This is a genomic window from Kitasatospora sp. NPDC001119, from assembly GCF_053598475.1.
Window position 1 is genome coordinate 176,280 of sequence record NZ_JBSFKI010000013.1, and the last position, 23,234, is coordinate 199,513.

Genomic DNA, 23,234 nt, shown 5'->3' on the forward strand with positions numbered 1-23,234 from the left:
GACCGTCGTCGCGATGACGGCGGCGCACGCCGAGCAGGTCCTGGCGATCTACCGGTTCGGGATCGACGGCGGCGACGCCACCTTCGAGACCGCCGCGCCGAGCTGGGAGGCGTTCGACGCCGCGCGCCTGGCCGAGCACCGCTTCGTCGCCCTCGACGGGGATGGGGACGGAGACGGGGACAGGCCTGGCCGGGTGCTCGGCTGGGCCGCCGTGGCCCGGGTGTCGGACCGGTGCGCGTACGCGGGTGTGGTCGAACACTCCGTCTACGTCCACCCCGAAGCGCGGGGGCGGGGCGTGGGCGCCGCGTTGCTGGAGGCGCTGATCGCCTCCACCGAGCGGGCCGGGATCTGGACGATCCAGTCGGGGATCTTCCCGGAGAACACGGCCAGTCTCGCCCTGCACGCCAGGGCCGGGTTCCGGGTCGTCGGGACGCGGGAGCGCATCGGCCGGCGCGACGGCCGGTGGCGCGACGTGGTCCTCCTCGAACGCCGCAGTCCTACGGTCGGTTGAGCACATCGCTGACCGAATCGCCGTCCGAAGAGCCGTCCGGCGGGTGGCGCGGAGTGGGAAGTCGGCCGGGCCGACTTCCCACTCCGCACGTGTCCGGGTACGGCGCCGACTACACGCCGACCGCGGTGCCGGCGTGGGCGGAGGCCGCCTGGTACTCGTCGTCGCCCTCGAACCGTGCTTCGCAGCCGGTGGTGAGGGTGCTGGCGACGATGACCGGATCGAGGATCTTGGAGCCGGAGTTCAGCTTGGCGATCCCGCTCTGGTCGGTGGTCGCGGAGCCGACGCGCTGGCCGCTCGCGGTGCTGTAGAAGGTGATCTGCCGCCCCACGATCGGCTTGCCGTCCGTGTCGGTCAGCGTGGCCTCGAAGTCGCCGCTGATCGGTGCGTTGGCGACCACGTGGCCGCTCACCGTGCGTGCCGTGAGCTGGACGGGCTTCTTGTCGGAAGTCATAACGTAACCTCCTGGATGCTCTGGGCTACTCCCTCCACCGTAGGCACGTCCGTGAGGGCCTGCACCCGGGCCGTATCGCCGCAGGTCAGGGCCGTCGGCGGGCCCGCTCCTCACGGGCCGGTCCCGCCCTCGGCGGGGGTGCGGGGAGCGGGCGCGACCCGGTGGCGTCCGGCGCGGGGATCGGGGAGACTCGCGCGCATGGTTTCGGTGTTGCAGAACGTGGCGATCGACTGTGCGGACGCCTATGAGCTGGCGCGGTTCTGGAGTGGTGTGACCGGTCGGCCGTTGGACCCCGACTGCCGGCCGGGGGACCGGGAGACGCAGGTGCTGCTGGCGGAGGGGCCGGTGCTGTACTTCAACCAGGTGCCCGAGGCGAAGACGGTCAAGAACCGGGTCCACCTGTGCCTGCGGCCCGAGACCTCGCGCGACCAGGAGGTGGAGCGGCTGCTCGGCCTCGGCGCCACCTTCGTCGGCGACCACCGGAACCCCGACGGTTCGGGGTGGGCCGTCCTCTCCGACCCCGAGGGCAACGAGTTCTGCGTGCTGCGCAGCGACTCCGACCGGGCCGTCACGAACCCCTGACGCCCGTGCGCCGCCGCGGCCGGAGCCGCGACCAGGCCCCGACGCCCAGGGCCGTCCCGATCCCCAGGAAGGCCCCGACCCCGGCCGGCGCCACCCACCCGGTGATCGGCGCCGCCGCGCCGCCGCCCTCCCCGGTGAGGGCGAGCAGCGCGGTGAGCAGGCCGTACGGGACCAGCAGCGTCCCCGCGCAGGCCAGGGCGAGCAGCGGCCGGCGCGGGAGGCGCCGTCCCCATGGCCAAGCGAGGGCGCAGGCCATGGCGAGCCCGGCCAGGGCGAGGACGGCGGTGAAGTCGACGCCGTGCCGTTCGAGCCAGACCAGGGCCCAGGGCGCGCCGTTGCGCCGACTTCCCACTCCGGCGGCGACGGGGGCCGGGGTGCCGGGGGCTACCGGGAGAGCAGGACCGCTCCCGCGGCCGCCGCCGCGGCCAGGATGACGAGGGCCAGGACCGCGCAGCCGAGGTTCGCCTCCACGGACCCCCGGGTGGCGGCGAGGGCCGGGGTGAAGTCGGCCGGGTTGTCGGGCGCGTAGTGGATCACGACATCCTGGCCGTACGCGGCGGTGGTGTCGGACAGGTACGAGGGCTGGTAGCCGGTGACGGCCGTTCCCTCGTGGGTGGTGAAGGAGTAGACGGGCGTCCGGCTGGTGCGGAGGTCGCCGTCCGCGTCGGTCTCGACGGTCCTGAGGACGGCGATGACGCGGCCCGTCGCGGACGCCATGGCGTCCAGCTCGGCGAGACGCTTCCTCATGCGCCGCCGCTCCCCGGGCAGATGGAAGGCGGTGAGGACGGTGAGCGGCCCGCAGACCGCGACCAGGGCCCACGGCCAGCCCCAGTCGATCGAGGCGACGACCACCAGCCCGACGTAGATCAGCAGGACCGCGGAGTTCGGCAGGCCGAGCCCGCGCCCGCCGTCCTGGGGGCTGTTGGTGAACCGGAAGGCGTGCGGTCTCCCCGGCCGGTAGCGGATTCCGACCTCCCGGCCCACCCAGGCCGTGGTGATCAGGTCGCCGGTCCCGGTGTCGTTCGTGACGACGAACTCCTCGCCGGTGGAGGGATCCCGGAAGCGGACGACCACCGCGATCCCGTCCTCCTGGGAGCTCCCGTTCCGAGGCTCCCGCACCCGTTCGATCCGCCCCGTCACCCGTACCGTCCGCTGCGCCCGGGTCAGGCCGGCCAGCGACCGCCCGTACCCGACCAGCGCGACGAGGCCGAACGCCCCGCACCACAGCGCCAGAACTCCGTGCCAGTTCATCTGCGTCCCGTTCCTGTCCGTGGTTCAGTGCGCCGAGGTGCGCCGCAGCACCCGGCCCTGCCCGTCCGCCTCCAGTACGGCGGCGCCCCCGGGCCCGGTCACGCTGACCGTGATGGTGACGGGGCCGTCGGTGCGGAGGACGGTGATGCTCCAGGTCTGCGGGGCGTGGACGCCGAGGGTGGTCCTGGCCTCCTCGACCAGGGCGGGGAACCGCTCGTAGGGCAGCGACTTCGGGTCGAACTCGCGGGCCTTCGTGCCGGCCGAGGAGAACGTCACCGCCAGCAGGTTGTCCGTCACCTGGAGGGTGGTCACCGGGCCGTACTCGCCGTTCCGGGTCACCGAGTCGATCGACCGGCCCAACGCGCCGTCGTCGAGGAAGGACTGGCCGGCGCCGAGCACGACGGTGCCGGACCCGCCCGTCACCACCTCGGCCGACCACGAGGAGGAGACCGAGGGGTCCGCCGAGGAGGACGGCGGTTCGGCGGGCTGCTGCTCGAACAGGTCCGCGCGGAACAGGAAGACGACGGCCGTGGCGGCGAGCAGCAGGCCGAGGAGCCCGACGAAGCCGACGGCACGGCTCTCGGGAGGCTCGCTCAGCCTGGTCGCCGCGGGTGCGGAGTCGAGTCGGGCTCCGGCCGCCCGCTCCTCCCACTCCGGGGTCGGCCGCTTCACGATCCGCATGTCCGTCGGCCGGTCCGGCGGGTAGCGGACCACCAGGACGGTGCGCGGCACGTAGTCGGGGAGGTCGGCGACGTTGATGTCCTGGGTGAGCTCCACCCGGAACGCGGGCCCGTCGTCCGGTACGACGGTGAGGTCGAACCGCACCGCCCGGTCGGTCACCTGGCCCTCGGGGACGGTCCGGCTCTCGACCACCGCCAGCGCGGTACGCGGGACGACGGCCGCCTCCCGCGCCCGCCGCGGCCAGCCGGCGAGGAGGTACAGCAGGCCGTAGCCGATCGGCACGCCCAGGCCGCCGACGAGCAGCGGCACATTCTCCAGGACGACGCCGACGACCAGCCCGGCGAGCGAGCCTCCGATGACGCCACCCGTCAGGAAACTGCGGGCGAGGGCGATCGGCAGGTTGCGCCTGGGCGGCACGCCGGGGGTGATCGTCATACCGGTGATTGTGCCGGGCTGAGGGGCCGGCCGATAGGCCTTTGTGCCGTCACCGGTGGGGAGTTGCTCGCGACGGGCCCTGCCGGACGGGCTTCGGCCTCGGTCGGCTACTCGTCGTAGACGACCGTGAAGTCCCGTTCGGCCGTGGCGAATTCGGCCAGCTGGCTGCGGAGCGGCGCGGCCGAGGACGGGACCTCGCGCTCCAGCTCGGCCCAGCCGGTGAAGCGCAGCTCGCGGGGCATCGCGACCAGGCCGGTGATCGCGTCCCAGAAGGCGTTCCAGTTCCTGCCGTAGAACGCCGGGAAGCCGAGTTCGCGCTTCAGGACGGCGTGGAGACCGCTCTCGTCGCGGACGGATCCGACGTCGATGGTGACGAGGCGGGGCACGCTCGGTGTCGGGTCCTCGGTGGCGCCCGGGAAGGACGGCAGCCACCAGCACCAGACCGACCGGTCCTCGGGCCAGGGGCGGCCTTCCTCGTCCGCCCGGTCCTCGAAGACGTCCGTGGCCAGGTCGATGGGCCGCCAGGCGGGGTCGAGCGGCTCGTCGGGCGTCGGCGGCCGGACGAAGCGGCGGCCGCGCTGGTCGCAGGCGCCGTACTCCTGGACGTTCCGCTGGGCCCGCACCAGCGAGACGCTGTTGGCGCCGCGCGGCAGGAGCGGCCGGCGGAGCTGGGTCGGGTCGTCCTCCCAGGAGCAGACCGGGCAGACGACGGACGAACCGGGCCACCCCTCCCGGACGTCGAAGACGAGATGGCCGCAGCAGGGGCAAGGCCGACGAGTGTCCACCCCGGCAGTCTGGCCCGCCGTCCCGGTGCGTGGCGACCCGGTTTCGCGCGGCCGTTCGTCAGCCTTCCGTTCTGCTCCCCAACTCCGCTGCAACTGTGTGCAATCGGCTCGGGGGCGGCGGCGGTGCGCGGCTACGCTTCTCGGTAGGAGCCGCACGGGGAGTGCGCCGTCCACCCCGACAATTCCCAGGCAGGTGAACCATGCCCTCAGTCATGCCGTCCAGCAGCGCGGTGGCGGTCCGCAAGGAGGTCGCCGACCGGTTGCGCGAGCTGTGCCGCGACGCCGGGTTCAACGGGCGCGAGCTGGCGCTCCGGGCCGGCTGGCACCCCTCCAAGTCCTCCCGGATCATCAACGCGCTGACCTCGCCGTCCGACGAGGACATCCGCACCTGGTGCCGGCTCTGCGGGGCGGAGGAGGAGTCGGCCGACCTCATCGCCGCGACGCGCTCCGCCGAGTCGATGTACGTGGAGTGGCGGCGGCTCCAGCGCACCGGGCTCACCCGGCTGCAGAACTCCTACGTACCGCTGTTCGAGCGCACCAGGGTGTTCCGGGTGTACAGCTCCTCCCTCGTCCCCGGGTTCCTGCAAAGCCGGGGCTACGCAACGGCGTTGCTCTCCGCCATCACCCGTTTCCACGGCACCCCCGACGACGTCGCCGACGCGGTCGACGCCCGGCTCGCGCGCTCGCGGATCGTCCGGGAGGGCGGGCGGCGGTTCGCCCTGCTGGTGGAGGAGTCGGTCCTGCGCCACCGGATCGGGGACGCCGGGGTGATGCGCGGGCAGTTGGACGACCTGCTGGCCGCGACCGCGCTGCCCGCCGTCTCGTTGGGGATCGTCCCGGCGGGCGCGGAGCGGGAGGTGTGGCCGCTGGAGACCTTCAGCGTCTACGACGAGGAGCAGGTGGAGGTGGAGACCCTCACGGCGAGCCTGACCGTCACCCGGCCCCGCGAGGTCGCCCACTACCTGGACGCCTTCGAGAAGTTGTCCGGTACGGCCGTGTACGGGGACCGGGCCCGGGAGTTGATCGCCTCGGCGGTGGACTCGATCGGATGACATCGCCTTACCACGGTTTGGGAATTGCCGGGGGAAGTCACCCATGAATCACCGGTCCGAGCGAATCCGACGGTTCGTCAGTTTCGCCGACCCCTCTTCTGATCAGGAAGCCGTTCGATAATCCGTTCAGGAAAGGGTGATTCCGCATGACCGAGCCGAACTCCTCCCCGTCGATCACCGAGGCGACGCTGGCCTCCGTCGCCGACAACGGCCTCTGGGGCCCGGGCGCCGCCACCGTCAACCCGGCCGTCATCGACCTCGGCAACGGCCTGCTGGCGGCCCTCCAGGGCGACGAGACGGTCCAGCTCCCGCCGGAGCTCGCGGAGTTGGTGGCCGCGGTGCGGCGGATCGCCACGATCGGCGTGCCCAGGATCACCTCGGGGGACGGCGTCCGTCTCTCGGCGTTCTCCATCAAGCTGAACGGCGACCAGCCGCGCCCCGTGGTGATCGTGCCCGCAGGCTGGAGCCCGGTCGGCTGGCTGCCCTTCGTGTACGCGTACCTCAAGCTGGCGCAGCGCGGCTACCACGTCCTCGCCTACACCCCTCGCGGTCTCGGCTTCCCGGGGTGGATCTCCACCTCCGAGGGGCACGTCGACGTCGCCGGGCCCTACGACTGGGCCGACGGGTCGACGGTGATCGACTACGCCATGGAGCACTTCGAGCCGAGCCGGGTGGGCTTCCTCGGCGAGTCCTACGGCTCCGGGATCAGCCAGCTGGTCGCCGCGCACGACCCGGCGAACCGGGTGGCCGCCGTGGTCGCGCTCAGCACCTGGGGCAACCTGGCCACCAGCCTCTACGCCAACGGCACCCGGCACGTGAAGGCCGTCGAGCTGCTGATCGGCTTCACCGGCGGCGAGAAGGAGGACAAGTTCGACGCGGTCACCCAGGAGATCCTCGACAGCTTCGCGACCGGCCGGAACCTCGACGAGGTGGTCGCCTGGGGCACCGAGCGCTCGCCGGAGGCCTACGCCGACATCACCAACGCGCGCGGCATCCCGACCTTCGTCTCCAACACCTGGCACGAGACCCTCTTCCCGGCCTCCTCGGTGATCGAGACGTTCAACCGGCTGAACGTGCCGAAGCAGCTGAACCTGTGGATCGGCGACCACGGCGCGCCCGAGGGCGCCGGCCTGTCCGGCCTGCTGACCCACCTGCCCTTCCCCGGTCTGGCGGAGCCCCTCCGGGAGGCCTACGAGTTCCTGGACCACCACCTGCTGGGCGCCGACAACGAGGCGCCGAACCGCCGGCAGGTGACCAGCCAGGTGATGTTCACCTACAAGACCAAGCCGGTGCTGGGCGGCGGGCAGCGGATCACCGAGGCCGCCCGCCGGGAGGGCCACGACTCGTGGGCGGACGTCACCGCCGGCACGGAGGCCTGGTACCTCACCGGTGTCAACGGCGACGGTGACGGCGCGCTGGCCGACAAGCAGAACGCCGGCTGGTCGCGGAGCTTCACCGCCGGCCTGGAGACCAAGGCCACCGCGGTGGACGAGGTCCTGAAGACCGGCCAGAAGGAGTGGACGGGCAACCCCCGGAAGTACGTCCTGGCCGAGTTCGAGCGGGAGAACCTGCTGGTCTGGTCGACCGATCCGCTGACCGGCAGCGGCGAGACGGCCCGCCGCATCCGGGGCGCCGCGTCGGTCCGGCTGACCGTGAACAGCACCGAGGAGGCCGCCACGCTGGTGGCGTACCTGTTCGACGTGGCCCCGGACGGCTCCGCGCGGATCATCACCCACGAGCCGTACACCGTGCTCGATCTGACCCCTGGCCAGGACACCACCGTCGACTGGCAGCTCCAGCCGGCCGCGTACGACGTGCCGGTCGGCCACCGGGTGGCGCTGGTCGTCAACAGCCGCGACCAGCTGTACTCCTACGCCGCGGAGCAGGGCACCGTCACCATCGGCTCGCCGAGCGGGAACGAGTCCCGGCTGGAGCTGCCGCTGGGCTGATCCGCCCGCCGCTCCTGCCCCGGCCCGTCGCCCTCGTGGCGGCGGGCCGGTCGGCGTCCGTCAGGCCGTGGTCCTGGCGGTGGAGCCGCGCAGCAGGAGCGCGATGAGGACGGCGAGCAGCGCGCCGACGGCCGCCAGGCCCCACAGCACGGAGTGGAAGGCGGAGTCGTAGGCGTGCGTGAGGAAGCCCGTGAAGGCGCGGTGGTCGGTGGCGCCGGAGAGTTCGGTGGCGCCCGCGAGGTCCCCGCCGGCCGCCCGGTCGGCGACCTCGCCGGCCCGGGAGGCATCCGGGTGCGCGCCGATGCCGTCGGAGACCCGGGTGCCGAGCACGGTGGCCAGCGCGGAGCCGTACACCGCGACGGCGACGGCCTCGCTGCCCAGGCGCAGGGTGTTGAGGAAGCCCGCCGCCATGCCGGCCTTGGCCGGGTCGACCAACTCCAGCGCCTGGCCGTCGACCAGGCCGGCCGACAGCCCCATTCCGGCGCCGGTGATGAGCATCGGGGCGGCGAGCAGCAGCACGGTGGCGGAGGGGGAGAGCAGGGTGAGGGCGAGGTCGCCCGCCACCAGGCAGGCCAGGCTGAGCAGGACCAGCGTGAGCGGGCGCACGCCGCGGGCGACCAGCCTGGCGGCGAGCATCGGCAGGACCAGCACCGGTGCGGTGAGCAGCAGCATCAGCAGCCCGGCGGCGCCGGTGCCGCGGCCGGTGACGGCGGTCAGGTAGCTCGGCAGGTAGGTGAGCACGGTGACGAAGCCGAAGGAGGCGGCCACCGGCACCAGGCAGAGGCCGAGGAAGCGGCGGTCGCGCAGCAGGCCGAGGTCCAGCATCGGGTGGGCGCTGCGGTGCTCGACGGCCGCGAAGACGCCGAGTACGGCGACCGCGCCGGCGAACAGGCCGAGCACGCCCGCGCTGCCCCAACCCCACTGGGAGCCCTGGACGATGGCGGTGGTGAGCAGCACCATGGCGAGCACGAACAGCGCGCTGCCGGGGACATCGATCCGCCCCTCGCCGGTGCCGCCGCTGCCGGCGGATGTGGCGGCCACGGCGCGGGCGATCGCGGGCAGCGCGAGCAGGACGAACGCCAGGGCGACGGCGTGCACCGCGAACACCCAGCGCCAGCCGAGACCCTGCACCAGCACGCCGGCCAGCGACGGGCCGAGGGCGACGCCGGCCCCGGCGACGGTGCCGAACAGCGCGAAGGCCCGGGCGCGGGCCGGGCCGTCGAAGACGGTGGAGAGGATCGCCGCGCCGCAGGAGAAGATCGCGGCGCCGCCGATGCCGGTGAGGGCGCGGGCGGCGTCCAGCCAGAGCACGTCGGCGGCGACGGCGCTGGCGAGCGAGCCGAGCGCGTAGAGGGCGACGCCGGCGGCGAAGGCCCTGGCCCGGCCGATGACGTCGGCGACCGAGCCCCAGACCAGGGTGAAGCAGGCGAAGGCCACGTTGAAGGCGTTGACCACCCACTGGAGCGGGGCGAGGTCGGCGTGGGTGCCGGCGCCGATCCGGGGGAGGGCGACCGCGGTGCCGGAGATGGACATCGGGACGACGAAGACCGCGAGGAGGACGGCGGCGAGGACGGGGGTGTGGGCGGGGCGTCGCCGCTGGTCGGGGGCGTCTGACGGCGCGGCCGGCATGGCCTGCGTCGGCTGTGCGGCCTGTGTGGGCTGCGTGCTCAAGGGGGTGTGACTCCAGGCTTGAACCGGCCACGGGGTGGCCAGGTACGGATTTGATCGAACCTAAAGCTGTCACGGCGCCGAGGTACGATGCAACCCATACCTTGCGGAGGAGGAACCGATGCCCGACGCCGAAGGCCACCCCTCGACCGGGGAGATGGACCTGCGCACCGTCCTGGGCGCGCTCGCCGACCCGCTGCGCTACGGCGTGGTCGCGGCCCTGCTGCGGGAGGGCGAGGGGGCGGCGCGCACCTGCGCCTCCTTCAACCTCCCGGTCTCCAAGTCCACCCTCACCCACCACTTCCGGGTGCTGCGCGAGTCCGGCCTGATCCGCCAGGTCGACCGCGGCAACAGCCGGGCCGCCACGCTGCGCCGCGAGGACCTGGACCAGCGCTTTCCGGGGCTGCTCGACCTGGTCCGCACCGACTCCTGACGGCGGGGGAGGCCCAAGCGGAGGTCAAGGAACCTTGACCTCCGCTTGGGGCCGTCCAGGGCTGACGGCGTGTCAAACTGTGCGCCCCGCAGGCCGATGAGGAGAGTTCGGTGGATCTGGCGCGCCCCCTGATCGAGGACTTCCCCGCCCACCCGGACGGCGACCCCGCCGACGCCCTGGCCCGCGCCGTCCGGGCCCGCCGCACCGCCCTCGGTCTCACCCTCCCCGACCTCGCCGTTCGCACGGGCCTCGCCGAGGCCGACGTCCGGGCTGTCGAGGCGGGGCATGCGAGGCCGACGCTGGCGCTGCTCACGGTGCTGTCGCGCGCCCTGCGGAAGGTGTAGCCGGGGAGGATTTCAGACCGGCTCGTAGGAGGTCCGGCGGACCAGGGCGCGGGCGTGGGGGGAGTCCATGGGGTGGGCGAAGAGGTACCCCTGGCCGAGCGGGCAGCCCATGGCGGCGAGCAGGTCGCGCTGGTCGGGGTGTTCGATGCCCTCGGCGATGACCTGGACCCCGAGGGTGTCGGCGATCCGGGTGATGCCCTCGACCAGGGCGTACTGCTGGGGCGAGTGGCCGAGGCCGTCGATGAAGGACTTGTCGATCTTGAGCAGGGAGATCGGGAACTCGCGCAGGTAGGACAGCGAGGAGTAGCCGGTCCCGAAGTCGTCGATGGCGATGCCGACACCGAGTCCGGACAGCGTGGCCATGTCGGCGTGGACGCGGTCGTCGCGGCGCATCAGCACCGACTCGGTGAGCTCCAGGACGAGGGTGTGGGGGTCGATGCCGGTGGCGGCCAGCGCCCGGCGGACCACGTCCACGAAGCCGGCGTCGCGGAACTGGCGGGCCGAGACGTTGACGTTGACCCGCAGTGGCGGCCGGCCGGCGGCCGTCCGCGCCGCCGAGCTCGCGGCGTGCCAGGCGGCGACCTCCTGGGCGGCGCGTTCCAGCACCCAGGCGCCGAGCGGGACGATCTGGCCGCTCTCCTCGGCGAGGGCGATGAACTCGTCGGGCAGCACCATGCCGCGCCGGTCGTGCGGCCAGCGGACCAGCGCCTCGAAGGCGACCAGATCGCCCGTGCGCAGGTCGACGATCGGCTGGTAGTACAGCTGGAAGGCCGATTCGGCGATCGCCGAGTCGAGGTGCTCGTTCAGCTCGTGCCGCTCCACCATGCCGGTCTGGAGGGCCGGCCGGTAGTGGCGCCACTGGCGGCGGCCGGCCGCCTTGGCGGAGTAGAGCGCGAGGTCGGCGTGGGTGAGCAGCTCGGTCGCGTCCACGCTGTCCTCGGTGGTCGCCACACCGATGCTGGCCGTCACCCGCACCGTGCCCGACGTGAGCTTGAACGGTTCGGCGAACACCGCCAGCACCCCGGACGCGATGGTGTCCACGTCGGCGGGCCGTCTCGCGTCCTCCACCAGGACGGCGAACTCGTCGCCGCCGAGCCGGGCGGCGGTGTCCGAGGCGCGCAGCGCGGTGGAGATCCGCAGCGAGACGGCGACCAGCAGCTCGTCGCCGACCGCGTGCCCCTGGGTGTCGTTGACCACCTTGAAGTCGTCCAGGTCGATGAAGAGCACCCCGGTGACGGCCCCGCTGCGCTCGCCCCGGGAGAGCGCGTGCCCGACCCGGTCCTGGAACAGCACCCGGTTGGCCAGGCCGGTCAGCGAGTCGTGGAAGGCCCGGTGGGTCAGCTCGCGCTCCATCTGCCGCTGCTCGGTCACGTCGCGCAGGGTGAGCACCAGGGCGCCGACGGTCGGGTCCGCGCGCAGGTCGTCGGAGCGGACCTCGGCCTCGATCGGGGTGCGGTCCTGGCGCAGCAGCCGCCAGTGCTCGCGCGGCTGCTCGCCCCGGGGCGGCTCGGCGGTCCCGCGCATCCGGGCCAGCGCCTTGCCGACCTCCCGGCTGTCCTCGGGCGGGACCAGGTCGGTCAGCGGGGTGCCGGCCAGGTCGGGGCGGCCGAGCACCGTCGCGGCGGACGGGGAGGCGTAGCGCACGCCGTCGTCGGCGTCGAGGATCAGGATGACGTCGCTGGCGTTCTGCACCAGGGTGCGGAAGTACAGCTCGCTGTTGCGCTGGGTGACCTCGCGGCTCAGTACCACCCGCTCGACCGCGAGGGCCGCCTGCGCGGCGAGGATCTCCAGCGAGCTCCAGAGGCCGGCCAGCTCCTGCTCCGTCCCGGTGACGACGAGCGCGCCGATCAGCGGGTCGCCGGAGGGGCGCTCGGCGAGGGTGAGCGGGCAGACCAGGGCGTACGGCATGCCGCCGAGGCGGGCGAGGAGTCCGCCGTCGGCCGGGGTGGCGGCCGGGTCCAGGCCGAGGGAGCCGACGGGCAGCAGCACGGTCTCCCGGGCGGTGGCGAGCTCCAGCACCCGGTCGGACTGCGCGGTGTCCCCGGGCGTGGGCCGGGGGGTGTCGCTCCCGGCGTGCCGGACGTGCAGCACCCCGGCCTCGGCGACGGAGAGCAGGGCGACGTGCCCGGCCTCGGCCGGCATCAGGGTGGAGGCGGCGGACTGGACGGCGTCCGCGACCTCCCCCACCGTGACGGCCGCGGTCAGCCGGGCGCCCGCCTCGCGCAGCGCCCGCTCGCGGGCCACGGCCTGCCTGCGGGCGGAGACGACCACCGCCAGCCGGGCCAGCACCAGCAGGTAGAGCACCGCCGAGAAGGCGCCGATCACGCCCGCGTTGCTGGTGTTGCCGGCCAGCGCCTCGATGATCAGGATCGCCGGGGCGATCAGCGAGGCCAGGGTGAGCAGCACCAGCCGGGCGGTGCTCAGGTCCGGCTGCTGGGTGGGCACCGGACGGGTCAGCTCGACCATCGACGGGTGCAGCGCCGCCGCGCCCCAGGCGGTGTAGAAGGCCGCCCAGCCGAGTTCGACCGGCGTGCCGATGTGCCAGGTGCCGTGCAGCTGGATCAGCCCGTACAGCACGTCGGAGACCATGATGCCGAGCGAGCCGACGGCGAGCAGCTGCAGGGAGCGGGAGTTGCCGCCGCGCGGGGTCAGCAGCCGCAGCAGCAGGGCGAGCACGACCACGTCGCCGAGCGGGTAGGCGATCGAGACGGCCTTCTGGAACCAGTCGAGGTCCGGGTTCCGGGCGTACGGGAGGATCAGGTAGATCCAGGCGAGCAGGGCCAGCCCCATGGTGGGGACGAGGGCGTCGAGCAGCCCGGCGCGGTCCTGACGGGCCGTGCGCCAGCGGATGAAGCCCAGCACGCCGACCGCGTACAGCACGTACTCGGCGAGGTAGAAGCCGTCCGCGACGGACGGGAACGGGTTGGGCACGTGCAGGATGTCCAGCTGGACGGCCTGCACCACCTCGCCCACCGTGAAGCTGAGGTTGGCGAGCGCCAGCACGTACCAGTAGCGCGCGTGCGCGGGACGGTTGAGGCGGACGCCGACCACGATGGCGGCGACGCCGCCGAGGCCGATGCCGGTCCACCAGATGATCCGCTGGCCGGGATTCGCGTAGTAGATGCCGGTGAACAGCACCATCCAGAGCAGGTAACAGACCATCAGGTGTTGTCGCCGGCGAGTCAACGAGGCTACCTCCTCCACGACATCACCCCGCCGGTCGGGCGGGGGAGTTCGGGTGAGGACGGGACGGGCCGGGCGTAGGAGCCGGTCCGGGTGGGGCGGATGAGCGCTTTCGCGCAGCAGCGAGGCGTCCGGTGGGGGGTGCGACCGGACGTCCTCGACGGGGCAGGAGTGCGTATAGTCGGAAATGTCGCACTCCCCAGCATTCTGCCGCCACAGCACGAGGTCAAGCCGGTGGACGACGCAGTAGACAGCGCACAGGGCGTACGAACGGATGCGAGCTCCGGCCGTCACGCCGTGGTCCGCAACGGCAACGGTCAGTATGCGATCTGGCCGGGCGACTTGACCGTCCCGGCCGGCTGGCAGCAGGTCCACGGGCCGGCCGGACGGGCCGACTGCCGGGACTGGGTGGAGCGCGAGTGGCGCCCGGCCGGGCTGGGCTTCCCCGACGGCGCCCCGGTACGGCGGGCGGCGGGCGGAATCGCCGACCCGACGGCCGGATCGGCGGACCCGTCGGCCGGATTCCCGCACACCGTCGCCGGATTCGCGGACACGGTGCACGGGCTGTTCCGCGCGCGGGCGGCGCACGACCCGGACGCGGTCGCCGTCATCGCCGCGGACGCCACGCTGAGCTACCGCGAACTCGACCTGCGCAGCGACCGGTTGGCCGCCGCGCTGCGGGCGCACGGGACCGGCCCGGAGCAGGTGGTGCCGGTCTGCCTGGACCGCGGGGCGGGCCTGGTCACCGCCTGGCTGGCCGTGCTCAAGGCCGGCGGGGCCTTCCTGCCGCTCGACCCGGCCCACCCGCCGCGGCGACTGGCCCGGCTGGTCGAGGACTGCGGGGCGCGGGTGGTGGTCGCGGACGGTGACGGGTTCCCGGAGGCGCCTGGGGCGTCCGTCCTGGGGGTGTCCGCCCCTGGGGTGTCCGTCCCCGGGGCGTCCGTGCTCGGGGTGTCCGTGCTCGGGCCGGAGGACGGCGGGGAGCCCCTGAACCCCGGGGCGTTCTTCGCCGGGGACGACGGCGCCGTCCCCGACGACCTCGCCTACCTGATCTACACCTCCGGCACCACCGGCCGCCCCAAGGGCGTCCCCGTCACCCACCGCGCATTGCTGTTCACCCTCGACCGGATCGTCCACGCCTACCGGCTGCGCCCCGGCGAACGCGTCCTGCACCTGGCCGCGCTGGGCTCCGACACCGCGCTGGAGCAGGCGTTCGGCGCGCTGCTCGCGGGCGCGACGGTGGTGCTCGGCGGGGGCGGCGGCGCGGGCGGCACCTGGGCGCCCACCGAGCTGGCCGGCCGGCTGCCCGGGCTGGGCCTGGCCGTCGCCGACCTCACCCCCGCCTACTGGCACCACCTGCTCGACCTGCTCCCGCCTGGCGGGCCCGGCCCCCAGGGACTGCGCCTGGTGGTGGTCGGCGGGGACGCCGTGCACGCCGCCGACTGCCGGCACTGCCTGGAGCGGCTGCCGGGCGCCCGGCTGCTCAACGCGTACGGGGTCACCGAGGCGGCCGTCACCTCGACGCTCTGCGAGGTCACGGCGGAGCTGCTCGACGGGGGCGGCGGAAGCTCCGCGGGGGCGGGCGGCACCCCGGCCGCGCCCGTGCCGATCGGACGGCCGCTGCCCGGGGTGCGGGTGCACGTGCTGGACGCCCGGCTGCGCCCCGTCCGGCCCGGGGAGAAGGGGCAGATCCACCTCGGCGGGCCCGGTCTGGCCCGGGGCTACTGGCGGCAGGCCGGGCTCACCGCCGAGTCCTTCCTGCCCGACCCGTACGCGCCGCTGCCCGGCGAGCGGATGTACCGCACCGGCGACGCCGGGCGGTGGCGGGCGGACGGGCAGCTGGAGATCCTCGGCCGCTTCGACGACCAGGTGAAGGTGCGCGGGCACCGGGTGGACCCGGCCGAGGTCGAGGCCGTCCTGGCCGCGCACCCGGGCGTCCGACAGGCCCGGGTCGCGGCCGACGGTGAGGCGGCCGACGGCAGCCGCACGCTCACCGCGTACTACACGCCCGCCTCCGGGACGGCCGTCGGGGCGCCGGGGCTCCGGGCGTTCCTGGCCGACCGGCTGCCGGAGTACCTGGTGCCGGCCGAGTTCGTGCCGCTGGAGGCGATGCCGCTCACGGCGGCGGGGAAGATCGACCGGCGGCGGCTGCCGCACGCGCCGGTGCGCTCCCCGGCGTCGGCTCCCGTTCCCCCGTCGACCCCTTCGCCGGCTCCCGCACCCGACCCCGCCGGAGCCGGGGCGCTGGAGGCGGCCGTCGGACAGCTGTGGGCGGAGCTGCTCGGCGTCGAACACATCGGCCCGGACGGCGACTTCTTCGCGCTCGGCGGCACCTCGCTGCTCGCGATGGAGATGCTGGCGCGGGCCCGGATCCTGCTCGGCATCGACGTCGGGCAGGTGCGCACGCTCACCCGGGCGCTGCTGCGCGAGCCCGTCCTGCGCGCCTTCGCGGCGGCGCTGTCGGCGGCGCGCGCGGACACCCCCGCCGGGGCCGTACGGGACGCCGCGGTCGACTGGTTCGCGGAGGCCCGGCTCACCGAGGACCTCCGGCAGTCCTGGAGCCCGGCGCCCTCCCGCGCCGAACCCGCCGAGATCCTGCTCACCGGCGCCACCGGCTTCTGCGGCGCCCACCTGCTGCACGCGCTGCTCGCCACCACCCGGGCGCGCATCCACTGCCTGGTCCGCGCGCCCGACGAGGAACACGCGCTGGAACGGCTTCGGGCGGCGCGGCAGCGCTTCCTGCGGCAGGACCTCGCCGACCGGCGGGTGGTGCCGCTGGTCGGGGACCTCACCCGACCGAAGCTCGGCCTGACGGACCGTCAATTCGACTGGCTGGCAGGGCACCTGGACGCGATCCACCACCTCGGCGGACAGGTCAACTTCCTCTACCCGTACCACCAGTTGCGTGCGGCCAACGTCGGCGGCACCCGGGAGGTCGTCCGGCTCGCCGGGCACAGCCGGGGCATCCCCGTGCACTACCTCTCCACCCTCGCCGTGCTGGCCGGCTTCGGCGCGGCCGGCGTCCCGAAGGTCACCGAGCGCACCCCGCTCGCCCACCCCGAACGGCTCGGCGTCGGCTACGTCGAGAGCAAGTGGGTCGCCGAACAGCTGCTGCACAACGCGGCCGCCGCCGGGCTGCCGGTCACCGTGCTGCGCACCAACGACGTCACCGGGGACCTCGCGTCCGGGGCGATGAACACCGGCACCGAACTGTGCGCGCTGATCGCCTACTTGGCCGACAGCGGGACCTATCCGGACGTGCGGCTGCTGCTCGACTTCGTCCCCGCCGACCGCTTCGCCCGGGCCATCGCGCACATCGCCGCCCACGCACCCGCCGCCGGCGAGGTCTACCACCTCACCTCCCCGCGCCCGGGCACCCTCGCCGACCTCGCCGAGCGGCTGCGGGCGCGCGGCCACCGGATCGCCCCGCTGCCGTACGGGGACTGGGTGCGGCGGCTGGTCCGGTTCGCCGCCGGGAACCCGACGCACCCGATCGCGCCGTTCGTCCCGCTGTTCGTGGACCGCGCGCCGGGGTCGGAGCTGTCGGTCAGCGAGATGTACTTCCGGCCGACGTTCCCGCTGTTCGAGCGGGCGAACGCGGACGCGGCGCTGGCCGGGAGCGGGATCGAACTGCCGCCGGTGGAGGCGGGGTTGATCGACCACTACCTGGCGGGGCTGGAGCGGGAGGGCTTCCTGCGGGCGGCGTCGCCGTGAGCCCCTCCGAGGCGCTCGAAGCACTGGATGTGCTCGGCGCGCTGGACGTGCGGCACGGGCCCGGCGACGGCCCGGTGGCCTTCGGCGGGTCGCTCGGCGCGCTCGGCCCCGGCGGGCTGCTGGCGGCGTACCGGCGCGGGCTGTTCCCGCTGCCGGCGGCGGACGTCTACGCGAGCGCGTACAACGAGGCGGTGTACGGGGACGCCGTCGAGGCGGGCGAGGTGGCGCTGCTGCCCGGCGGGGCGGACCCGTACGCGCTCGCCTGGTGGTCGCCCGACCCCCGGCCGGTGATCGCGCCCGACGGCGTCCGGCTCGGGAGCCGGCTGGCGCGGCGGCTGCGCAACCGGTCCACGTGGTGGACGAGCGCGGACCGGGCCTTCGGGCGGGTGCTGGCGGCGTGCGCCGAGGGTCGTCAACCGGCCTGGCTCACCGAGGAGTTGGCGGCGGTGCTGGTGCGGCTGCACGAGCTGGGGGCGGCGCACAGCGGGGAGGTGTGGGAGGGGGAGGAGCTGATCGGCGGGGTGTTCGGGATCGCGGTCGGGCCGGTGCTGAGTCTGGACTCGATGTTCCACCGCCGCCCGGACGCCGCCCGGGTCGCCGTCGCCGACCTCGGGGCGCGGTTCGGCGCGGCGGGCGGGCGGCTGCTCGACGCCCAGTGGGACGGGCCGCACGTGCGGAGCCTCGGGGCCGAGCCGATGGCGCGCTCGCGGTACCTCGCGGAGCTGTCGGGCGGGGGTGGGGCTTCCGCTGTGGTCCCGGACGGGGCGCCGCTGCCGGCGGCGCGGCTGGGAGAATCGGCACGCCTCCGCTGACCTGTGGTTAAACCTGATCGGGCTGGCTTTTTTGGCCTGTCTTCGACAAACTTATTCCTCGTCAGTAACATGACGCCGCGTGTTCAAAAGTTCCATAGGCAGGGCCTCCGGCCCCGCCGTCCTCACCCTCACCCTCATCCTCGCCGGGGCCACCGCGTGCGGGCCGACCGACCCCGGCGCCACCCAGGCCGGTGCCGAACCGGCCGCCGCCACCGTCGCCGACCCGGCCGCGACCGCCGCCGGGGGCAGCCCGGCCGCCGCCGCCCGGCCCGCCGGTGCCACCCCGCACGCCAGAGCGGCCAGTCCCGCCACCGGCCGTCCGACCCCGGGCAAGGCGCCCGTCACCGCCGCGCCCGCCGGCGACCAGCAGGCCGCGATCGGCAGCCCCGGCAAGGACGGTGGCGCCGTCACGGCGGCGACGAAGAACCTCCAGCTGACGGCGTACGACCCGGCGGGCGGGACGGCGGTGCTGTCGGCGACGGGGCCGGGCGCCACGGCCCCGACCTCGCCAAGTGCCGTCCCCGGCACCGCTCCTGGCGCTTCTCCCAGTGCCGTGCCGAGCGCCGTACCGAGCGCGGCTCCGAGCGCCGCCCCCAGTGCGGCCACCGCCGCCGTCCAGCCCGGGCAGCTGATCGCCAGCCCGCCCACCGCCGCCGCACCGCAGGGCGCACTGGTCGCCGTCACCGGCGTCCGCCCCGGAGCGGGCAACACGCTCGCCCTGACCACCCGCCCGGCCACCCTGGCCGAACTCCTCGGCGGCACCGAGGCCGACGGCAACGTCCCCGTCGACCCGCACGGCATCACGGTGACCCCGCTGGTCAAGGACCTCAAGGCCACCGCCGGCCTGACCGGCAACGGCGTCCAGGCCGACGCCTCCGGCACCCTGGAGGTGAACCTCAAGGCCCCCGTCCCGCTGCCCGACGGCGCCAGCCTCGACGCCTCCGGCTCGCTCCAGCTCCACCCGGCCGTCCACTTCGCCTACCACGGCGCCGCGGCCGGCAGTCCGCGCACCGCCTCGATCGGCTTCGACCTCGGCGCCCACGCGCAGTGGAAGGTCACCGGCGACGCCGCCCGCAGCACCGGCGCGGCGCCCATCCGGGTGCCCTTCGCCAAGCTGCAGGCCAGCCCGGTGCTGACGGTCGCCGGCCTGCCGGTGGTCGTCAACCTCGGCCTCACCTGCTACCTGGAGGTCAGCGCCGACGGCCAGGTCCACCTGGAGGCGGAGCAGGACGCCACCGGCACCTGGGCGGTCCGCGCCGACTACACCGGCGGCAAGGGCTGGACCCCGGTCACCAACGCCGAGACCAAGGTCACCCCGGTGCACGTGCGGCTCAACGGCAAGGCGGGCGTGCGGGCCGCGCTCGGCGCCGAGATCAGCCTCGGCCTGTACGACACCGTCGGCGTGGAGGCCACCGTCGCCCCCTACCTGCGCGCCCAGGCCGAGGGCTCGCTGGTCGCCGACTCCTCCGGCAACCCGCCGCAGGTGCAGGGCAGTTGGTCGCTGGTCGGCGGCGTCGACCTGAACGGCTCGCTGCTCGCCCACCTGAAGGTCTTCGGCACCCCGATCATCGAGGGCAAGCTGCCGCTGCCGCCCTTCCACCGGGAGTGGCCGCTGCTCGGGGGATCGGCGACGCTGCCCGCGCCGCAGCACAGCTGATCGGACGTCACTTCGTGGGCCCCTCGACCGGGTTGTCCGGTCGAGGGGCCCTCGTCGTGGGTAGGCTCGGGTCGAAGCTCGGGCCTGAGTTCGAACCGGTCGGAGGGGGTGCGGGGGCGGGATGCGGAACAGACAGGTGGCCTACGGCGTTTCGGTCGCCCTGGTGTGGGCGGTGTCGCTGACGCTGTACGCCGCCACCGGGATCGGCTGGTGGGCGGCCGTGCCGGCGGGGCCGGCCGTGCTGGTGCTGCTGGCGGTCCTGTGGCCGCGGCGGCGGGGGAGCGGGGCCGGGCGGGGAGGGGATGTCGCCTCGTGGGGCGCGCCCCGCTCCGCGGCCGGGTCGGCGCCCGGCCGGGCGGCCCCGCTGCCGGAGAGTTCGGTGGTCTGGGAGATGGGGGACCCGGCCGGCCCGCCGGTCGTCAAGGGCCCCGTCGCCGGAAGCGCCGTCCTCCCGGAGCGGATCGACTCCACCGGGCGGGACGACGACCTGGTGATCGTCGGGAGCGGTGCCGCCTCCCGCTACCGTCCCCTGCACGAGTACGCCCAGGACCCGCTGACCCCGGCGGCCGCCGAGACCGTCGCCACGGGCCTGGAGCGGCTGTTCCTCCGCCTCGGCCCGCCGCCGGGCGTCGCCCACGGCCCCGACCAGTCCGCCCCCGCACCCCGAGGTGACGACCGGTGACCACCCCCGAGGAAGGCCGCCTCCGCCGCCCGACGGCCCTGGAGATCGCCACCCAGTGGGCCCAACTCCCGCCCGAGCACCTGCGGGTGGCCCTGGAGCACCTCGAATTGGAACTCCAGCGAGAGCACACCCGGGAGACGGCAAGGGAGCGCCATCGGGCGTCCCTCGAAACGGTCCGCCTCAGGGAGGAGCACGCGACCGAGCGCGCCCGGATCGCGGCCCGGGAACGCCGCGACCAGCGCGCCCACCAGCTCTACGTCGGCGGCCTGGTGGCCGGCTTCGTGCTCGCCGCCGGGATGCTCGTCGGCTCGGTGCTCGTCGGCCTCGACGGCCGCCAGTGGCTGGCCGGCCTGCTCGCCGGGCCCAGCCTGATCGCCCTGCCGGTGGTCTTCGTCCTGCGCCGCAGCGACCGCCCCGCCGCCCGCCCGCGCCCCCTCCCGCCCCCCTCGCCGCCGGACCAACTCCCGGGCGATCAACCGGCGTAGCCGGAGGCGGGTGCCCGCGTCGGGTGGTCCTGTGGCGTCCGCCGTGGCGGATGGCTGTCGTGGGTTCCGGAGCGTCGGTGTCCGAGTGGGCCCACGCTTCGGCGGCCCTGGACGAGGATGGCTGTCGGCCCTGCGTCGAACGCTGTGGCGGCCTGGCCCCACGGCGGTGGAACCGGGCGGCCGGCGGCGCCCCGGAGCGGTGCGTCAGGTGCCGCTGGTCGGGGTGTCGTCCTTCTTGACGCCCAGGAGGATCTGGTCGAGCACCGAGACGTCCGGGGCGGCCGGGTCCTCGTCCACGCCGCCGTCGAAGACCACGTAGCCGCCGCCCTTGGCGGGGAGGGCGGCCAGCAGGACGAAGCCCTGGGTGCCGTCGGTGTTGGTGATGTGCCAGCGGGTCGCGTACCCGGCCACGCCGGCCACGGTGATGGTGCCCGAGCCGTAGTCGGTCTGCGAGGCCATGCCGCTGAAGATCTGCTTGGCGACCGTCGGCATGGCGGCGTCGGCGGCGGCCTTGGGGGTGTCGCCCTGGACGGTGTTCTTCTCCACCGAGAACCGGCCGCGGATGCAGGCCTTGCCGTTCGCGCAGGTGTAGCGGCCGCTGCCGAGGTAGACCGACCACTGCGGGGTGTCGGTCGCGGAGACCTCCCAGCCCTCGAACAGCGGCAGGGTGATCGAGTGCTGCTTGTCCGCGACGGTGCTCCGGAGGACCGGGGCGGGCTTGGGCGTGGACGGCTTCGGGGCGGGGGTGGGGCTGGTCGTCGGGCCGGTGCTGCTGGTGACGGGGACGGTGGGGTCGGTGGTCGGGTCCGCCGCCGGGTCGCCGCCGCGGCTGAGCGCGATCCCGGCGACGCTGCCGCCGATCGCCAGGACGCCGACCGCGATGCTGATGAGCACGCCGGGCTTGACCCGCTTGGGAGCTGGGGTCGGGGGCGGGTAGCCGGGGCCGGGCTGTCCGTAGCCCGCGCCGGGGTAGGCCTGCTGGGACGGGTGAGCCGGGTAGGCCGGGTACGCCTGCTGCGCCGGGTACGCCTCCTGGCCCGGGTAGCCGTAGGCGCCCTGGGCCGGCCGGACGTCGCCGGTCCAGGCGTTGCCGTCCCACCAGCGCTCGTGGCCCGGGGCGCCGTCCGGGCCGGGGACCGGGTACCACCCGGGAGGCGTCTCGTTGCTCACGGCCGTACGCTACCCGGCGGTGTGCCGCCCGGGCCGGGGAGGGGTGCCGTGCCCACCGGCACCCCGGCGGGCGGTGGCCGCGAGGGTCACGGCCGTGGTCGCGGCGAGGGCCGCCCAGGCGGCGGTGAAGCCGTGGGTGGTGTCGCGGAGCAGCCCGAGGGCGGGCGGGACCACGACGACGGCCACCTGGTTGACCGCCATGACCAGGCCGAGGGCGAAACCGGTCCGGCCGGGCGGCGCCGACTCCGCCAGGTGGGCCACCCAGGGGCCGTACCAGCCGATCCCGAAGAAGCCGAGCCAGGTGAACAGGACGGCGGCCGCGGTGGGGGACCGGCCCGCCGGCGTCGTCAGGACCACCAGCCCGGCCACCACCGCGGCCAGGCAGACCAGGACGGGCCGGTACCGCCCGGCGCGGCTCCGGTCGCTCCAGGCCGCCAGTGCGATCCGGCCGACCGCCCCCGCGACCTGGACCGCCACCAGGACGGCGGCGCCGGCGCCGGGGCCGAGGGCCGTCACGTCGTGGAGGTACAGGGCGCCGAGCACGCCGATGCCGCTGTGCACCGAGACCAGGGCCAGGCCGGAGAACAGGAGCCTGGCCATGGCCGGTTCACGGAGGATCCGCAGCCGGGCGCGGACGGAGGCCGTCGGTGCCACGGGGCCCGGGGTATTGCGAGCCGGGGCGGGAGCGGGGCGTACCGGCGGGGCGGTCGGCGGGCGCCGGTAGAGGGCCGCGAAGAGCCCGGCGCCCAGGAACGCGACCAGCCCGCCGACCACCAGTGCCGCCCGCCACCCGTACGCCACGGCCACCAGCGGCAGTACGGCGGCGGCGAGCGCCCCGCCCAGCGGCAGTCCGGCCTGGCGGACGCCCATGGCCAGCCCCCGCTGGGCCGGGTCGAACCAGGAGGCCACCGATTTGCTGCCGCCCGGCTGCACGGTGCTGTACCCGGCGCCGACGACCAGCAGGACGGCCAGCAGGGAGGCGTACCCCTGCGCCAGGCTGCCGAGGAGCAGGGCCGCGGCGACCACGGCGGCGCCGAGGCCGACGACCCAGCGCTCGTTGTACCGGTCCAGCAGCTCGCCGGCCACCAACAGGCCGACCAGCGGCACCAGTTGGGAGGCCGACAGGAGCAGGCCGAGTTGGCTGGTGCTGAGGTCCAGTGCGTGCTGCAGGGGAACGGCCATCGCCCCGATGCCCTGCACGAAGAAGCCGGAGGCGGCCTGGGTGACGGTGGCGACGGCCAGGACCACCCAGCGGTACCGGAGCGGGCGGGCGGTGTCCCCGGGAGCCGCCGGTGCGGAAGTCGTCGGATCGGAAGTCGGTGAGGTGGAAGTCGTCGGAGCGGAAGGCTTTCCGGTGTCGGTGTGCTGACGCATGCCCAGCAGCCTGCT

At 74.7% G+C, this 23,234-nt stretch carries 20 protein-coding genes; 11 read left to right on the top strand and 9 right to left on the bottom strand.

From position 1 onward, the window contains the following. Positions 1 to 13: 13 nt before the first annotated feature. On the top strand, positions 14 to 511 hold the full coding sequence (locus ACWDD9_RS18420; RefSeq protein ID WP_449812097.1) for an N-acetyltransferase family protein: 498 nt from the start codon (positions 14 to 16) through the stop codon (positions 509 to 511). A gap of 109 nt (positions 512 to 620) precedes the next feature. Here the strand turns inward: ACWDD9_RS18420 and ACWDD9_RS18425 are convergent, their stop codons facing one another. Then, positions 621 to 962 carry a hypothetical protein gene (locus tag ACWDD9_RS18425; protein WP_074004125.1) on the bottom strand — a complete coding sequence of 114 codons (342 nt, stop codon included), beginning with the start codon at positions 960 to 962 and terminating at the stop codon, positions 621 to 623. Between the two features lie 198 nt (positions 963 to 1,160). Between ACWDD9_RS18425 and ACWDD9_RS18430 the strand changes: the two genes are divergently transcribed. Further along, the gene (locus tag ACWDD9_RS18430) at positions 1,161 to 1,544 is read left to right on the top strand and encodes a VOC family protein (RefSeq protein ID WP_449812054.1); all 384 of its coding nucleotides are present in this window, start codon (positions 1,161 to 1,163) and stop codon (positions 1,542 to 1,544) included. Here ACWDD9_RS18430 and ACWDD9_RS18435 read toward each other — a convergent pair. The 4 genes from ACWDD9_RS18435 to ACWDD9_RS18450 form a co-directional block, all read right to left on the bottom strand. Next, a complete protein-coding gene (locus ACWDD9_RS18435; protein ID WP_449812055.1) occupies positions 1,531 to 1,896 on the bottom strand; it encodes a hypothetical protein in 366 nt (121 codons plus the stop codon). The two genes, ACWDD9_RS18430 and ACWDD9_RS18435, sit on opposite strands and share 14 nt — an antisense overlap. A gap of 32 nt (positions 1,897 to 1,928) precedes the next feature. Beyond that, positions 1,929 to 2,795, bottom strand: coding sequence for a DUF3592 domain-containing protein (locus ACWDD9_RS18440; protein WP_449812056.1), 867 nt, complete (start codon positions 2,793 to 2,795; stop codon positions 1,929 to 1,931). Between the two features lie 24 nt (positions 2,796 to 2,819). Further along, positions 2,820 to 3,911, bottom strand: a complete 1,092-nt coding sequence (locus ACWDD9_RS18445; RefSeq protein WP_449812057.1) for a hypothetical protein — start codon at positions 3,909 to 3,911, stop codon at positions 2,820 to 2,822. Between the two features lie 107 nt (positions 3,912 to 4,018). After that, a complete protein-coding gene (locus ACWDD9_RS18450) occupies positions 4,019 to 4,696 on the bottom strand; it encodes a CPCC family cysteine-rich protein (protein ID WP_449812058.1) in 678 nt (225 codons plus the stop codon). Between the two features lie 212 nt (positions 4,697 to 4,908). On the opposite strand from ACWDD9_RS18450, the gene ACWDD9_RS18455 reads away from it, so the two are divergent. Continuing rightward, positions 4,909 to 5,748: a helix-turn-helix domain-containing protein gene (locus tag ACWDD9_RS18455; protein WP_369808286.1), complete on the top strand. Its 840-nt coding sequence runs from the start codon at positions 4,909 to 4,911 to the stop codon at positions 5,746 to 5,748. A gap of 146 nt (positions 5,749 to 5,894) precedes the next feature. Then, entirely contained in the window at positions 5,895 to 7,697 is a 1,803-nt protein-coding gene (locus tag ACWDD9_RS18460) for a CocE/NonD family hydrolase C-terminal non-catalytic domain-containing protein (RefSeq protein ID WP_449812059.1), read from the top strand. A 60-nt stretch (positions 7,698 to 7,757) separates the two neighbouring features. Here the strand turns inward: ACWDD9_RS18460 and ACWDD9_RS18465 are convergent, their stop codons facing one another. Next, a complete protein-coding gene (locus tag ACWDD9_RS18465) occupies positions 7,758 to 9,326 on the bottom strand; it encodes an MFS transporter (protein ID WP_449812098.1) in 1,569 nt (522 codons plus the stop codon). Between the two features lie 160 nt (positions 9,327 to 9,486). Here ACWDD9_RS18465 and ACWDD9_RS18470 point away from each other — a divergent pair, with 160 nt between their 5' ends. Together ACWDD9_RS18470 and ACWDD9_RS18475 are read left to right on the top strand one after the other, a co-directional pair. Next, complete coding sequence (locus ACWDD9_RS18470; protein ID WP_449812060.1) at positions 9,487 to 9,798, top strand: ArsR/SmtB family transcription factor; 312 nt, start codon at positions 9,487 to 9,489, stop codon at positions 9,796 to 9,798. 110 nt (positions 9,799 to 9,908) lie between these two features. Then, positions 9,909 to 10,142, top strand: a complete 234-nt coding sequence (locus tag ACWDD9_RS18475) for a helix-turn-helix domain-containing protein (RefSeq protein WP_049650998.1) — start codon at positions 9,909 to 9,911, stop codon at positions 10,140 to 10,142. A 12-nt stretch (positions 10,143 to 10,154) separates the two neighbouring features. On the opposite strand, the gene ACWDD9_RS18480 is transcribed toward ACWDD9_RS18475, so the two are convergent. Further along, positions 10,155 to 13,328: a putative bifunctional diguanylate cyclase/phosphodiesterase gene (locus ACWDD9_RS18480; protein ID WP_143204623.1), complete on the bottom strand. Its 3,174-nt coding sequence runs from the start codon at positions 13,326 to 13,328 to the stop codon at positions 10,155 to 10,157. A 231-nt stretch (positions 13,329 to 13,559) separates the two neighbouring features. Between ACWDD9_RS18480 and ACWDD9_RS18485 the strand changes: the two genes are divergently transcribed. The 5 genes from ACWDD9_RS18485 (at position 13,560) to ACWDD9_RS18505 (ending at position 20,675) form a co-directional block, all read left to right on the top strand. Next, entirely contained in the window at positions 13,560 to 17,039 is a 3,480-nt protein-coding gene (locus ACWDD9_RS18485; RefSeq protein ID WP_449812061.1) for an amino acid adenylation domain-containing protein, read from the top strand. After that, entirely contained in the window at positions 17,036 to 17,851 is an 816-nt protein-coding gene (locus ACWDD9_RS18490) for a leucyl/phenylalanyl-tRNA--protein transferase (RefSeq protein WP_449812062.1), read from the top strand. The genes ACWDD9_RS18485 and ACWDD9_RS18490 overlap by 4 nt, the downstream gene beginning before the upstream one ends. Positions 17,852 to 17,930: 79 nt before the next feature. Further along, a complete protein-coding gene (locus tag ACWDD9_RS18495; RefSeq protein ID WP_449812063.1) occupies positions 17,931 to 19,508 on the top strand; it encodes a hypothetical protein in 1,578 nt (525 codons plus the stop codon). A 136-nt stretch (positions 19,509 to 19,644) separates the two neighbouring features. Continuing rightward, complete coding sequence (locus tag ACWDD9_RS18500; RefSeq protein ID WP_449812064.1) at positions 19,645 to 20,190, top strand: hypothetical protein; 546 nt, start codon at positions 19,645 to 19,647, stop codon at positions 20,188 to 20,190. Then, positions 20,187 to 20,675, top strand: a complete 489-nt coding sequence (locus ACWDD9_RS18505) for a hypothetical protein (RefSeq protein ID WP_449812065.1) — start codon at positions 20,187 to 20,189, stop codon at positions 20,673 to 20,675. The genes ACWDD9_RS18500 and ACWDD9_RS18505 overlap by 4 nt, the downstream gene beginning before the upstream one ends. 204 nt (positions 20,676 to 20,879) lie before the next feature. On the opposite strand, the gene ACWDD9_RS18510 is transcribed toward ACWDD9_RS18505, so the two are convergent. Next, a complete protein-coding gene (locus ACWDD9_RS18510; RefSeq protein WP_449812066.1) occupies positions 20,880 to 21,845 on the bottom strand; it encodes a DUF2510 domain-containing protein in 966 nt (321 codons plus the stop codon). 9 nt (positions 21,846 to 21,854) lie between these two features. After that, on the bottom strand, positions 21,855 to 23,093 hold the full coding sequence (locus tag ACWDD9_RS18515; protein ID WP_449812067.1) for an MFS transporter: 1,239 nt from the start codon (positions 23,091 to 23,093) through the stop codon (positions 21,855 to 21,857). Positions 23,094 to 23,234: the final 141 nt, after the last annotated feature.